Source organism: Kaistia sp. SLG-1, assembly GCF_059699055.1.
Genome location: NZ_AP048544.1, coordinates 4,200,722 through 4,215,213 on the forward strand (window position 1 = coordinate 4,200,722; position 14,492 = coordinate 4,215,213).

Annotated in this window: 11 protein-coding genes; 8 read left to right on the forward strand and 3 right to left on the reverse strand. The window is 67.3% G+C overall.

Annotated elements, in window-relative coordinates:
• Nucleotides 1–9 precede the first annotated feature (9 nt).
• Entirely contained in the window at nt 10–2,307 is a 2,298-nt protein-coding gene (locus AC6HZP_RS19430) for a glycosyltransferase family 4 protein (protein WP_497524174.1), read from the reverse strand.
• The gene (locus AC6HZP_RS19435) at nt 2,304–3,113 is read right to left on the reverse strand and encodes a class I mannose-6-phosphate isomerase (protein ID WP_497524175.1); all 810 of its coding nucleotides are present in this window, start codon (nt 3,111–3,113) and stop codon (nt 2,304–2,306) included. Before AC6HZP_RS19435 ends, AC6HZP_RS19430 begins: the two co-directional genes overlap by 4 nt.
• 475 nt (nt 3,114–3,588) lie before the next feature.
• On the opposite strand from AC6HZP_RS19435, the gene AC6HZP_RS19440 reads away from it, so the two are divergent.
• From AC6HZP_RS19440 to AC6HZP_RS19475, 8 genes are all read left to right on the forward strand, one after another.
• Complete coding sequence (locus tag AC6HZP_RS19440) at nt 3,589–4,344, forward strand: FadR/GntR family transcriptional regulator (RefSeq protein ID WP_497524176.1); 756 nt, start codon at nt 3,589–3,591, stop codon at nt 4,342–4,344.
• A 101-nt stretch (nt 4,345–4,445) separates the two neighbouring features.
• Nucleotides 4,446–5,429: a substrate-binding domain-containing protein gene (locus tag AC6HZP_RS19445; RefSeq protein ID WP_497524177.1), complete on the forward strand. Its 984-nt coding sequence runs from the start codon at nt 4,446–4,448 to the stop codon at nt 5,427–5,429.
• Between the two features lie 105 nt (nt 5,430–5,534).
• Nucleotides 5,535–7,445 carry a sugar ABC transporter ATP-binding protein gene (locus tag AC6HZP_RS19450; RefSeq protein ID WP_497524178.1) on the forward strand — a complete coding sequence of 637 codons (1,911 nt, stop codon included), beginning with the start codon at nt 5,535–5,537 and terminating at the stop codon, nt 7,443–7,445.
• 17 nt (nt 7,446–7,462) lie between these two features.
• Complete coding sequence (locus AC6HZP_RS19455) at nt 7,463–8,440, forward strand: ABC transporter permease (RefSeq protein ID WP_201400655.1); 978 nt, start codon at nt 7,463–7,465, stop codon at nt 8,438–8,440.
• Complete coding sequence (locus tag AC6HZP_RS19460; RefSeq protein WP_497524179.1) at nt 8,437–10,374, forward strand: D-apionate lactonase family protein; 1,938 nt, start codon at nt 8,437–8,439, stop codon at nt 10,372–10,374. The genes AC6HZP_RS19455 and AC6HZP_RS19460 overlap by 4 nt, the downstream gene beginning before the upstream one ends.
• Nucleotides 10,375–10,401: 27 nt before the next feature.
• A complete protein-coding gene (gene denD / locus AC6HZP_RS19465; RefSeq protein ID WP_497524180.1) occupies nt 10,402–11,391 on the forward strand; it encodes a D-erythronate dehydrogenase in 990 nt (329 codons plus the stop codon).
• A gap of 38 nt (nt 11,392–11,429) precedes the next feature.
• On the forward strand, nt 11,430–12,197 hold the full coding sequence (locus AC6HZP_RS19470) for an SDR family NAD(P)-dependent oxidoreductase (RefSeq protein WP_497524181.1): 768 nt from the start codon (nt 11,430–11,432) through the stop codon (nt 12,195–12,197).
• A gap of 25 nt (nt 12,198–12,222) precedes the next feature.
• Nucleotides 12,223–12,972 carry an SDR family oxidoreductase gene (locus AC6HZP_RS19475; RefSeq protein ID WP_497524182.1) on the forward strand — a complete coding sequence of 250 codons (750 nt, stop codon included), beginning with the start codon at nt 12,223–12,225 and terminating at the stop codon, nt 12,970–12,972.
• A gap of 46 nt (nt 12,973–13,018) precedes the next feature.
• On the opposite strand, the gene AC6HZP_RS19480 is transcribed toward AC6HZP_RS19475, so the two are convergent.
• Nucleotides 13,019–14,443: a S1C family serine protease gene (locus tag AC6HZP_RS19480; protein ID WP_497524183.1), complete on the reverse strand. Its 1,425-nt coding sequence runs from the start codon at nt 14,441–14,443 to the stop codon at nt 13,019–13,021.
• Nucleotides 14,444–14,492: the final 49 nt, after the last annotated feature.

The window sequence follows — 14,492 nt, forward strand, 5'->3', positions numbered from 1 at the left end:
ACACGGTCGTCACGCGCGCACGGCGCGCAGCTCGCGCCGCACATGATCGCCGTCAAGCCGCGCCAGCTGGCGCATCTCGGCAAGGCTGAGCAGGTAGGACACCACGGATTCGCCTCCACGGTTCTCGTTGGCCCGGTCCGGATGCAGCCCGTCCCGGCAGCTGCCGGTTTCCGGATCGACCAGCGACGTCTTGAGATCGTTCTCGCCGAGGAACCAGGCGAAGGCGCGCCTCGCCTCGCGGATCCAGGTGCGGGCGCCATCGGCGCGCCACGCGGCGAGACAGGCGGAGATCGTCGCCGTTGCCTCGAGCGGCTGCTGGTCGAAGGCGAGCGGCGGCTTGCGGAGGTCGCCGAAAGTCTCGCTGCCCACCGGGCGGAAGCATCCGCTCGGCGCCGTCTGCACGCTGGTGAGCCAGCGCAGCGAGCGCAGCCCGGCCTCGACATGCGACGCCGTCCCGCTCGCCATGCCCGAAAGGATCAGGGCTTCGGACAAGCGGGCATTGTCATAGGCCAGCCCGTTCTCGAACCAGACCCAATCGGGCGTCTCAGTCCCAGCGAATATCGACATGAGCTTTTCAGCCAGCAGATCCCGGTGACGACGGGCGACAGGATCGTCCGGAAATGCGGCACAAAAAGGCGCGAGCCCCAGAAGCGTGAACGCCCAGGCGCGCGGCGACCCGAAATCGGCCACCGTCGGCAACGCTGCGATGAACAGCGACGCCGCCCAGCGCCTCCGCGACGGGCTGCTGTCGCTCGCGGCCGCCTCGCCCAGCGCCCAGAGGGTGCGGCCGTGGCTGTCCTCCGAACCGCGCTCTTCCAGCCAGCGCCGGTCGAAGCTCATGAAATTGCGGAAATGCCGGTTATCCGGGTTCCACGCATGCTGGATGAAGGCGGCGAAACGGGCCGTCAGCCCCTCGGGCAGGCGCTGCTCTCCGGTCCGGTTCAACGCGCAGGCGACGAGCAGCGCGCGGGCGTTGTCGTCGACGCAATAGCCGTGATGGCGATCCGGCACCGAATGCACGGCGTGCTGGAACAGGCCGGTATCATCGCACATGGCGAGGAAATGGCCGAGCTGCATGGCCGGCGGCGTCGCGTTGGCGAGCGCGCGCGCGTCCGAGCCGAACCGGGAAATCAGCTTGAGGCGATCCATCGGCCGACGTGCCGTCTCGAAGGCGGCGAGATAGCGCTTGGCGGTATTCTCCCAGGTCATGGCGCGGCTGGACGAATAGGCCCGCTTGCGCATGGCGTCGCGACGATCGCCGTCGGTCAGGAGATCGGCGATCGCATGGCCGGTCGCGGCCGCGTCGCCGAAGGGCACGAGCACGCCGCGTCCCTCCGCCAGAAGCTCGTTCGCATGCCAGTAGGGTGTCGACACGACCGCCTTTCCGAGACCGAAGCTGTAGGCCAGGGTCCCTGAGGTCATCTGTGCCTCGTTGAGATAGGGCGTGACGTAGAGATCGCACATGGCGATGTAGTCGAGCAGCGTGTCGCGGTCGACGAACTGGTCGAGGAAGACGATGTGGTCCTCGATGCCGAGATCGCCGGCGCGCGCCTTCAGACGGTCGCGATAGCTCTCGCCCTGGTCGCGCACGAGATTGGGGTGGGTCGCGCCGAGCACGACATAGACGGCGTCGGGCCGGCTCTCCAGGATCTCCGGCATCGCGTCGATCATCACCTCGATGCCCTTGTTCGGCGACAGCAGGCCGAAGGTCAGGATGACGGTTCGTCCGGCGAAGCCGAGCTTCTCCTTGACCGGCTCGGGATCGACAAGGTCGAAATCGGGGATGCCGTGCGGGATGACCTCGATCTTCTCGTCCGGCACCCGGTAAATGGTCCGCAGCATTTCGCGGCCCTTCTCCGCCATGACGACGAGGCGGGCCGAGAGATCGATGATCCGGTCGAGCACGCGGCGCTGCGCATCGGTCGGCTCCGCCAGCACCGTGTGCAGCGTCGTCACCACCGGCATGTCGAGCCGCGCCAGCAGCGCGATGACATGGCTGCCGGCCTCGCCGCCGAAAATGCCGAATTCGTGCTGCAGCGAGACGACGTCGAAGTCGCCCTGGTTCAGGTAGTCCGCCGCGGCGACATAGTCCTCGAGCCTCGCATCGTCGATCTCGACGGTGACGGCCTCCGGATAGTCATAGCTTCGGCCATGATCCGTCATGGCGACGACTTCCGTCTCGGCGGCGACGGAATCCGCCATCGCCTGACGCAGATCCGTGGTGAAGGTGGCGATGCCGCATCGGCGGGGAAGCGAGTTGCCGATGAACGCCACACGCAGGGTCGAAGGCCGGCGTACCGATTTCATAGGGTATTCTCCGCGATGCGGGAGGGCGCCGGGGCACTCCCCCTGGGTTGGGAAATCGACGCGCCTCGGGGTTGCTCCGCGGAAGGGTCGACACGGGTCTGGTCGGGGATACGCAGCAGGTCGCGACGCGGCTCGGGGCCGAGATAGGCGACGAGCGCCCTGAGGCCGGCGTGGCCGGCGTGGATCGTGCAGCGTTCCTGATCGAGGAAGGCCGCCTCGCCGACCGAGATATCGGTCGACCCGAGGGAGGCATCGCCGGAGAGGCCGAGCATCCAGGTTTCCTGCGACGCGTTCAGGACCCGCGTCGCATCCGGCGCCAGTTCCACGCGCTCCAGCACGAAATACGGATTGGTGACCAGCAGGGTGCGGCTGTCGCCCAGCGAACGCGGCGCCTCCGCCGGCGCCATCGGACCGGCTTCCGCGACGGCGACGCCGGCGTCGACATGCAGCTCGCGCTTGCGGCCATAGTCGAACAGGCGGAACGTCACGTCGCTCCGCTGCTGGATTTCGGCGAGCACCAGCCCGGGGCCGATCGCATGGATGGTGCCGGCGGGGATGAAGATGGCCTGGCCGGCGCGAACCGGATGCCACGCCACCAGATCGGCGATCGAGCCGTCCTCGATGGCGGCGCGCAGCGCCTCCGGCGTCAGTTCCTGCTTGAGACCGGCCGCGATGGCGGAATCCGGCTCGGCCGAGAGGATGTACCAGGCCTCGGTCTTGCCGTGCGGCTCGCCCATCGTGCGGGCATAGGCATCGCCCGGATGCACCTGGATCGACAGGGCCTGGCGGGTGAACAGCAGCTTCAAAAGCAGTTCCGGCGTCGGCGCAGCCGCATCCGCCCGTTCAAACCACAGTTCTCCGATCGGTTCGGCATCGGGCCTGAGCGCACTCCAAGGACGAAGGTTCCAGCTTCCCCAAGGTTTTTGCACAGCCCGTATCAAGGCATGTTCGATTGCCATGAAACGCTCCTGTTCTTTTGCTTTTCAGACGTTTCGACGTGGCAGTCAGCGGGAAGAATCCCGACTTCGGCTGCACGGAAGACAGGGACTAAACGTCACCGTCGCCGCTCCGTTCCCAACGAAACTGCCCGAATAAAGAGCTCTTTCTGCGGGACGGCGCGGCAGGCGAAGGCCGATCGGCGGCGGCAAGCGGCCGGAACGGGCAGGCTCCGGCCGCAAGCGCACCGGTAATGACAGCGCAATCATTTGGCGGCTTGACAGGCGATGGCGTCGCCTGTTTAACAAACTGGTCTGCTGGTCCGATCAGTCAATTAGTGGTGCGATGACGGTTTCGACGAAGAACCTGGATCCTGCGCTTCTCGCCGAGCTCCCGAGCTTTCGCGAGGCCATCGTCAAGCGCCCGATCACCAGCGTCATCAGCGACAAGATCGCCGCGCTGATCGCCTCCGGCATCCTGCAGGTCGGCGACGCGCTGCCGAGCGAGCGCCATCTCGCCACCGCCCTCAATGTCAGCCGCGACGCCGTGCGCGGCGGCATCCAGATGCTGGCGGCGCGGGGCATTCTCGATGTCTCGCATGGCGCGCGGACGCGGGTGCGCAGCAATGAGGTCGGCCCGATCGGCGTCGGCTTTGCGACCGCCCGCGCGGTGAATTCCTACGACATCGAATCCGTGCACGCGGCGCGCCTGCTGGTCGATCGCCAGGTGGTCGCCGACGCCGCCCGCAACATCGATGACGCCGGGGTCGCGATCCTGCAGTCGCTGCTGGAAGCGCAGGTCGAGGCGCTCGACGACCCCGTCCGCTTCCTGATCTCGGACCGTGAATTCCACGTCGCCATCTACCAGGCCTCCGGCAACCCGCTGCTCGCCGACATCAGCACCGACCTCTACGCCTACATGATGGAATATCGCCGCGAGGCGCTGACCAGCCCGGGCGCCATCGCGACCAGCTATGCCGACCACGTCGCCATCGTCGAGGCGATCCGCGCCCGTGACCCGGAGGCGGCGGCGGAAGCCTTCATGACCCATACCGGCCGCATCTACGTGACGACGCAGCCCTTCCTGAAGGGAGGCGGCTGACCGACCGACCGGCGCGCGCGAACGGGGGATCGCAGCGCGCGCACCGGCGCATCCATTTCTGCAACGCAGCCGATTCCGGCTGATCCAATGGGAGGAACTCTATGGAACGTCGCACATTCCTGAAGCTCGCGGCCGGCACGACGCTGCTCGCGGGCTCCGGCCTCGCCGGCATGTCCGCCGCTTCGGCGGCCGGCAAGGAAATCGTCTATCTGACGCCCGGCCTCGACCTGCCGTTCTGGCGCTACCTGTCGAAGGGCATCGAAGCCACCGTCAAGGAGAAGGGCTTCAACTTCCAGGCGCTCGACAGCCACAACAGCGCCGAGACGCAGCTGCGCAACGCGCAGGATTCGATCGCCCGCGGCGTCGCCGGCATCATCATCTCGCCGACCGATTCCTCGACCGCGCCCAGCGTGCTGGCGCTGGCCCAGAAGGCCAACATCCCCGTCGTGATCGGCGATATCGGCACCAATAGCGGCGACTATTCCTCCTTCATCATCTCGGACAACTACAAGGGCGCGCATGACGTCGGCGTCGCGCTGGCCGAAGCGCTGAAGGCGAAGGGCTGGGAAGGCGGCTCGGTCGGTATCGTCGCCATCTCGCAGGCGCGCAAGAACGGCCAGGCCCGCACCAAGGGCTTCCTCGACGGCCTGAAGGAAGGCGGCTTCACCGGCAAGGAAGCCGGCCTGCAGCAGATGCAGAGCTACACCGCCGACGAGACCTTCAAGTTCACGCAGGACTTGTTGACCGCCAATCCGGACATGCGCGGCCTGTTCATCCAGACCGACCAGCCAGCGATCGGCGCGCTGCGCGCCATCAAGGCGGCCCGCCGCAACGGCGAAGTTCTGCTCGCCGCCTTCGACGGCATTCCGGAATTCGTCGACCTGCTGAAGTCGGGCGACCTCGTCGTCTCCGGCATGCAGCAGCCCTACCTGATGGGCGTGAAGTCGGGCGAAGCGCTGCTCGAAGTCCTCGACGGCAAGACGCCGGAGAAGGAAATCACCGTGCCGATCGTCGCCATCACCAGCACGAACATCGAGCAGGAACTGCCGACGATCCGCCAGACGGTCTTCGCCAACGAAGTCTGATCATAGCCTGCCGCGCGGCGCCCGTCGTCGCGCGGCCGGTTGCGAGCCCTCTCGCCACCCGTGCCCGTCGCGGCGCGCGCGTGGCCGTGCCCAGGAGCATGACCCTTGCAGCCCAACACTGCCCCCCTCGCGGAGACGGGCCACACCACCCTTCTCACCGCCCGGGACATCACCAAGACCTTCGACCGCACGCGGGCTCTGCAGGGCGCGAATTTCGAACTGCGCGAAGGCGAGGTGCACGGCCTGCTCGGCGCGAACGGCGCCGGCAAGTCGACGCTCTCCAAGGTGATCTCCGGCCACTACACGCTTGATACCGGCGAGCTCACCTATCGCGGCCATGAGATCCGCCTGCGCTCGACCCGCGACGCGCTCAGGATCGGCATCGGCATCGTGATGCAGGAGACGAGCCTCGTCCCCGACCTGACCGTGCTCGAAAACATCTTCCTGCCAGAACTCGGCCGCCCCGGCCGGCTCGACTATGGCCAGCTGCGCAAGCGCGGCCAGGAAATCCTCGACGATCTCGGCCAGGGCGACAGCCTGCCCTTCGACTGGGAAGTGCGCCGCCTCTCCTCGGCGCAGAAGCAGCTCGTCGAGATCGCCAAGGCGCTCGGCGTGCGCGCCAAGCTTCTGATCTTCGACGAACCGACCGCGTCGCTCAGCCCCGGCGAGGCGGAGCGGCTGTTCGACATCATGGCGCGGCTGCGCGCCTCCGGCCACGGCCTCGTCTTCGTCTCGCATCGCCTCGAAGAAGTCTTCGCCATCACCGACCGCGTCACCGTCATGCGCGAGGGGCGCACGGTGATGAACGCGCATCCGACCGCGACGCTGTCGCAGGCGGATCTGATCCGCGCCATGGTCGGCGCCGAGCTCGGCGCGATCTACGAGCGCGGCGAGACCCACCACGTCGCCGAGACCGACGCGCCGGTGGCGCTTGCCGTCCGCAACCTGGCCTCGGCGCCGGAAGTGCGCGACGTCTCCTTCTCGGTCCGCAAGGGCGAGATCCTCGGCCTCGGCGGCCTCGTCGGCGCCGGCCGCTCGGAGACGGTCGAAGCGATCTTCGGCCTCCGGCCCCGCACCGGCGGCACCGTGACCCTCAATGGCAAGCCGCTCAAGGCCGACAAGCCCCAGGCGGCGATCCGTGCCGGCCTCGGCTTCGTCGCCGAGGACCGCCGCACGCAGAACATCGTCCCCGACCTCTCGGTCAAGGAGAACCTGCTGCTCGCGCATCTCGGCGCGCATCGCGGCTTCTTCTGCAGCTACGCCTCGCGCGAGAAGAAGGTGAAGGAGCTGCTCGCCAAGCTCGGCATGCCGGAGGACCGGGTGACCGACGCCTCGATGCTGAACTTCTCCGGCGGCATGCAGCAGAAGATCATCATCGCCCGATGGCTGCTGCTGGAGCCGGACGTACTGATCCTCGACGAGCCGACCAAGGGCGTCGACATCGGCACCCGCGCCTCGATCTACGCCATGCTGCGCGACATCGCGGCCGAGGGCGTCGCCCTCGTCGTCGTCTCCTCCGATTTCGAGGAACTCCTCGGCCTCTCCGACCGCGTCGTGGTGATGAGCGACGGCCGCACCATCGCCGATCTGCCGAGCGCCATGCTCGACGAGGAGAGCCTGACGCTGCTGGCAGCACCCCGCACCTCGATGGTCCGCAACACGGCGATGCTGAACGATCTCGCCCGCGAGCATGGCGGCTCCGGCTTCTGGGCGCTGATCGAGGGCGAGCGGCTGATCTGCCTCAACGCCGTCGTCGACAATCCGGCGCTCGATCCCGGCTTCAAGGCCGGCCAGGCGCGCGAACTCGGCGCCACCCAGATCCCCGAGGCGCTCCGCCGCCGCGAGCCGATCTTCGTGCCCGAGGCCGACCGCGCCCGCACCACGCTGGTCGTTCCGATGACGAGCCCGCGCGGCCACGACCTCGGCTGGGTCGGCCTGTCGCTGCCGGCCGATCGGCCGCTGCCGGCGCCGGAAACGATCAAATCCCGTATCGACACCATGGCGGCAACGCTGTGAGCAAGGATCTTTCGCCCATGGCTACTCAAACCCTGAACCGACAGGCCCCCGCTTCGCCGCTGAAGAAATTCGCGCAGCGGCTCGAAGTGCGCATGCTGCTTTTGGCGCTGCTGATCGCCGTCTGCCTGTCGTTCCTGTCGCCGTTCTTCCTGACCAAGTCCAACATCTTCAACCTGCTCGACCAGTCGGTGGTGATCGGCATCGTCGCCGTCGGCATGACCTTCGTCATCCTGACCGGCGGCATCGATTTGTCCGTCGGCTCCGTCGCGGGCCTCACCGGCATCATCCTCGGCCTGTCGCTGCAGCATGTGCCGATCGTGCCGGCGATCGGCATCGCCGTGGTCGCCGGCGGCTTCATCGGCCTGATCTCGGGCACGCTGATCACCGTCTTCGGCCTCGCGCCCTTCGTGGTGACGCTCGGCGTCATGGCGATCGGCCGCAGCCTCGCCTACATCTTCTCCGGCCAGACGGCGATCTCGAACATCCCGATGGGCATGCAGGACATCGTCTACACGAATTTCCTCGGCATCCCGTCCAACGTGCTGTTCCTGATCGCGCTCTATGCCGCCGCCTGGGCTTACCTGACCTATACCAAGGGCGGCCGCACCATCTACGCTGTCGGCTCCAACAAGGAAGCCGCCCGCGCCGCCGGCCTCAACACCACCTTCTATTCGATCCTGCCCTATGTGCTCTCCGGCGCCTTCGCCGCCGTCGCCATCACCTTCTCGATCAGCCAGCTGCTCTCCGCCGATCCGCTGATGGGCAACCAGATGGAGCTCGACGCGATCGCCGCCGTCGTCATCGGCGGCGCCAGCCTCTATGGCGGCCGCGGCTCGATGATCGGCACGCTGTTCGGCGTCTTCATCATGGTGATGATCCGCAACGGGCTGAACCTGATGGGCGTCTCGCCCTTCTGGCAGGGCACCGCGATCGGCACCATCATCATCCTGGCGCTCCTGGTCGAACGCCTGGTCTCGTCGAGGATCAGCCGATGAGCAAAGCCCCCTCCCTCGAAATTCGGCTCTTCGGCACCGACGAGCCCGTCACGCCGCTCCGCATCCTGAGGGCGGGGGCGCTCACCGCCGAGCTCGACTCCGGCAATCTCCGCCATATCCGCTATGCCGGCGTCGAGATCATCCGCGCCGTCTCCTTCATCGTCCGCGACAGGAACTGGGGCACCTACAACCCCATCCTTTCGGACCTCGTCGTCGACGAGCGCGCGGACGGCTTCACCGTCACCTACAAGGCGCTCGCCCTCGACGACAACCAGGCCTTCCGATATGCCGCGCGCATCGAGGGCTCGGCCGACGGCACACTCGATTTCTCGGCCGAGGGCTATGCGGAAAACCCCTTCCTCACCAACCGCACCGGCTTCGTCGTGCTGCATCCCATCAACGGCGTCTCCGGCCATCCGGTGACGATCGAGCATGTCGACGGCTCCATCGTCGAAAGCCGCTTCCCCGACATCATCGATCCCGTGCAGCCGATGATGGACCTGCGCGCCCTGACCCATGAGGCGGCGCCGGGACTGAAGGTGACCTGCCGGATGGAGGGCGACACCTACGAGATGGAGGACCAGCGCAACTGGACCGACGCCTCGTACAAGACCTATGTCCGGCCGCTCGCCCTGCCCTGGCCCTACACGCTGCAGAAGGACGAGACCATCCGCCAGGCGGTGCGCGTCACCGTCGAGGGATCGCTCGCCGACACCGGCGCCGGCGGGCAAGCGGGCGTGGTCGCGCTCGGCGAGCGGATCGGCACGGTGCCGCCGCTCGGCCTCGGCCTCGATCCCACGGAGATCACCGACACGATCGCGCAGGCCGACACGCTGCGCCTTGTCGGCGCCAAGGTGCTGGTCGGTTATTACGACCCGTCGCGCGGCCATGACGAGGCGACGCTCGCCGGCATCGTCGAAGCGGCTGATGCCATCGGCGCCGAGCCTTGGCTGGAGGCGGTCGTCCAGTCCGTCGACGGCTTCGAGGCGGAGATTTTCGCACTCGGCAAGACCGTCGCCGAAATGGGCTCGCCGTTTCCGACCGTGCTGCTGTCGCCGCTGCCGGATTTGAAATGCACGCTGCCCGGCAGCGTCTGGCCGCCGGCGCCGCCGCCTCGCGACTTTTTCAGCGTCGCGCGAAAAGCGTTCCCGAAGGCGCGGCTCGGCGGCGGCATGTTCAGCCTGTTCACCGAGATGAACCGCAAGCGGCCGCCGGTCGATCTGATCGACCTCGTCTCGTTCACGACGACGGCGATGCTGCATGCCGGCGACGACCACTCGATCACCGAGGGGCTGGAGACGCTGCCGGCGATCGCGCTCAGCGCGTCGGCCATCGCCGGCGACAAGCCCTATGCGGTGGGCCCGAGCGCCATCGGCATGCGCATGAACCCCTATGGCGACGCGCCGTTCCCGAACCCCGGCAATATCCGCCAGGCGATCAACTTCAACGATCCGCGCCATCGCGGCCTGCTCGGCGCCGCCTGGGCGCTCGGCTTCTTCGCCCGCTTCGCCGCCGGCGGCGCCACGGTGATCACGCTCGGCGGCACCACCGGCGCCTTCGGCCTGGTCTTCGTGAAGCATCCCTGGACGCAGCCCTGGTTCGACGAGTCCGGCGGCGTGTTCCCGATGTTCCACGTGCTCACCGGCCTGGCGCGGCTCGCGGGCAAGCCGCTCCGCGCCGTCGCAACACCGGACACGATCGAGGCGATCGCCGCCGAGACCGGGGATGGCGCGGAACTCTGGCTTGCCAACCGCACGGGCACAGAACAGTCTGTCGCCCTGCCCGGCGCGCCGCGCGACCTGTTCCTGCTCGACGCCGACAGTTTTGTCGCCGCCACGCGGGATCCGGATGCGCTCGACACGCTGACCAAACCTTTCGACGGCCGGACGCTCGTGCTGGCCCCCTATGCGGTAGCCCGTCTCCGACTGTCCTGATATCGTTTCATAATTCGAGGTTATACTATGCATATCCTTATCATCGGCGCGGCTGGCATGGTCGGTCGCAAGCTGACGGAAAAGCTCGTCGCGGACGGTCATCTGGGCGGCAAGGAAATCAGCCGGTTCACGCTTGCCGACGTCGTCGCCCCCGACGCGCCCAAGGGCTTCACCGGCCCGGTCGACACGCTGACGATCGACCTCTCGGCGCCGGAAGCCTCTGAGACGCTGATCGCCAACCGCCCCGACGTGATCTTCCATCTGGCGGCGATCGTCTCCGGCGAGGCCGAGGCCGATTTCGACAAGGGCTACCGCATCAATTTCGACGGCACGCGCTACCTGTTCGACACGATCCGCCTCGAGAACGGCAAGTCGGGCTACAAGCCGCGCGTCGTCTTCACCTCGTCGATCGCCGTCTTCGGCGCTCCCTTCCCGGAAAAGATCGCCGACGACTTCTTCACCACACCGCTGACCAGCTACGGCACGCAGAAGGCGATCGGCGAACTGCTGCTCGCCGACTATTCGCGCCGCGGCTTCTTCGACGGCATCGGCATCCGCCTGCCGACGATCTGCATTCGTCCCGGCAAGCCGAACAAGGCGGCCTCGGGCTTCTTCTCCAACATCCTGCGCGAGCCGCTGGTCGGCCAGGAGGCCGTGCTGCCGGTGTCGCCGGATGTCCGCCACTGGTTTGCGAGCCCGCGCGCCGCGGTCGGCTTCCTCGTGCATGCCGGCACGATCGATCTCGACACGGTCGGCCCGCGCCGCACGCTGAGCATGCCGGGCCTTTCGGCCACGGTGGGCGAAGAGATCGAGGCGCTGCGCCGCGTCGCCGGTGATGCCGCCGTCAAGCTGATCCGCCACGAGAAGGACGAGACGATCGACAAGATCGTCGCCGGCTGGGCGCGCGACTTCGACACCAAGCGCGCCGAGGGCCTCGGCTTCAAGGCCGAGACCTCGTTCGACGAGATCATCCGCGCCCATATCGACGACGAGCTCGGCGGCAAGATCGGCGGCTGAGCCGTCCCAATCCCACGCCAGAACTGAACGGAACACCGATGGCGACCGACTTCTTCTCCCTCTCCGGCCGCGTCGCCGCGGTGACCGGTGGCGGCTCCGGCATCGGCCTCGCGGGCGCGCAGGCGCTGGCGCAGGCCGGCGCCCGCGTCGTCCTGCTCGACCGCAATCCGGTGGCAGACGACATCCTCGCGACGCTTGGCGGCGACGCTGAACACTTCGCCCTCGTCGCCGACGTCGCCGACGAGGCGAGCCTCGAGGACGCCTTCGGCACGATCGTCGATCGCGCCGGCCGGATCGACATCCTCGTCAACAGCGCCGGCACGGCGATCCGCCGCCCGGCGGTGGAGCTTTCGCTCGCCGACTGGGAGACGGTGGTGAACGTCAACATGACGGGCACCTTCCTCGCCTCGCGCATCGCGGCGCGCCACATGATCGCCGCCGGCACCGAGGGCGCGATCGTCAACGTCTCGTCGATCATGGGTTTTTCCGGCGGCGGGCTCTACCCGAACATCTCCTACCAGACGACCAAGGGCGCGATCGTCAACATGACGCGGGCGCTCGCCGTCGAATGGGCGCCGAACGGCATCCGCGTCAACGCCGTGGCGCCGACCTATGTCCGCACGCCCTTCATCGCGGGCCTCGTCGCCGATCCGGAACTCGTCGCCCGCATCGAGGCGATGACGCCGCTCCGCCGCCTCGCCGATCCGGAAGAAGTGGCGGCCGCGATCCTCTTCCTCGCCAGCCCCGGCGCCGCGATGGTCACGGGCCACACGCTGCCGGTCGACGGCGGCTTCCTCGCCCAATAACGAACGACTTCTGGAAGGAAACCCCATGTCCAACAATGGCAAGATCGCCCTCGTCACCGGCGCCGGCACCGGCATCGGCAAGGCCGTCGCGCTGGCGCTCGCGAGCGCCGGCTACACCACCGTCGTCACCGGCCGCCGCGCCGAGCCGCTCGAGGAAGTCGTGAAGGAAGCCGGCGGCAACGCCGTTGCGATCCCGTCCGACATCACCGACGAAGCCTCGGTCGCCGCCCTCTTCGGCGAGATCAAGAACCGCTTCGGCCGCCTCGACGTGCTCTTCAACAATGCCGGCGTCAACGCGCCGAACGTCAACATCGAGGACCTTCCCTTTGCGCAGTGGAAGGCCGTGATCGACACCAACGTCACCGGCGTCTTCCTCTGCACCCAAGCCGCCTTCCGCATCATGAAGGACCAGAAGCCGATGGGCGGCCGCATCATCAACAACGGCTCGATCTCGGCCGTGATGCCGCGCCCGAACTCGGCGCCCTACACGGCTTCCAAGCACGCCGTGCTCGGCCTGACGCGCTCGACCGCGCTCGACGGCCGGAAGTACGACATCGCCTGCGGCCAGATCGACATCGGCAACACCGAGACGCCGATGGCCGCCAAGATGAAGAGCGGCGTGCTGCAGCCGGACCTCTCGATCAAGGTCGAGCCGACCTTCGATGTCGAGCACGTCGCCAACGCGGTCGTCCACATGGCCAACCTGCCGCTCGACGCCAACGTCCTGCAGATGACGATCATGGCCACCAAGATGCCGCTCGTCGGCCGCGGTTGATCCTGCCCCACTTATGACATGACGGTTCCGGCTCAGGCCGGGACCGTCATCCCGCCTCCGCGCAGACGATCTGGACCGTGAAATCCCGCCCGCGGGCGGCGATATCCGATGCCGGCATCTTGGCGTCACCAGCGGCCGCGCTCGGCTCGATGCCGTTGGCGCGCAGGAAGCTCATCACGAAATCCGCGCGAATGGCGAAATTCACGTTCTGCGGCAGGCTTCCCGAGTTCTTCAGCATGTTGATGTCATTGAGGCGCGCCGTGACGACACCGGCGACGGTGCCGAACTCGTCCATCAACGGGCCGCCGGAATTGCCCGGCTGCACCGCCGCCGTCACCTGAATGTAGCGGCTGTCGTTCTGGATGCCCGCCAGCGAGCTCACCAGCCCGTTGGTGAAATTCAACCCGTTGTCGAGCGTGCCGGCATAGGGATAGCCGAGCGCATAGACCGCCTCACCAAGCTGGATCGGGCTCGACCGGAACCGGACGGAATGCCCCTGCCCCGCCGTGCGCAGCAATGCCAGATCATTGCTGACGTCGCGCGCCAGGATAGTGGCGGCCCCGACCTTCAGCACGTCGATCGACGTGCAGTTCTCGACCACATGATTATTGGTGACCAGCAGTCCGTCATCCCGAACGAAGAAGCCTGAGCCCGTGCTCACGCCGCCGCGCGATCGCTCCGGCGGAGCGGGCGCGGGAGCCGGCGCAGCGGCGATCTGCGCCGGCGCCGGTTCCGACCGATCTTCCGCGACCGGGGAGGACTCTGGCGCCACGCCCGGAAAGAAGGTGTTCGACATCAGCACGGCGAGACGGTCGCCGACGCCCATACGGGTTGGATCCCAGGCAAGCGTAAAGCCGACCAGATAGCCGCGATCATAGGCGTATTTCGTGTAGTAATCGCGCGAGCCGAGCGAGCCGGAGACGACGAAAAAATCATCCCGCAGGACCTTGTACTTCACCGCCCGCCGGCCGGCCGACTTAGAAATCTTGCCATAAAGCTCGGCGAGCGAGTATTCGCCGGGCGAATAGACCGACAGATCGATCGCAACGGAGCTATCCGCCGCCTCGTAGGCCCGCCCCCGCGCGGTCGCCTGCGGGTAGCCAACGAGATTGAGGGGCAGATAGAGCACGCCGCGCCCCATCGGCAACTCGCTGCTCTGCAGGCCCCATCGACGCCAGATCTGAAAACCCTCGCGATACAGGATGTCGGTCTGGCTCGGGGTCAGGATGCCCGTCGGCGCCGCCCGCAAACTGGCCTGATACTCGAGAATGCCGCGATAGATCCGCTTGTTCAGCTCGCCGCTCACCATGCCGTTGTAGCGGCCGATGGTGACGAGCATCAGCGGGATGGTCAGCCTGGAACCGGCATCCAGACGATTGAAGGCGGCGCGCGCCTCGGCATAGTCGACGGCCTGCGTCCGGGCAGGCGCCCAGAACATCACGATCAGCAGAAAGAGAATGAAACGCCGCACAATGCCCAGCCAAGTGTGGCCGCCCCCCCGGACGACAAGGCCTTGATCG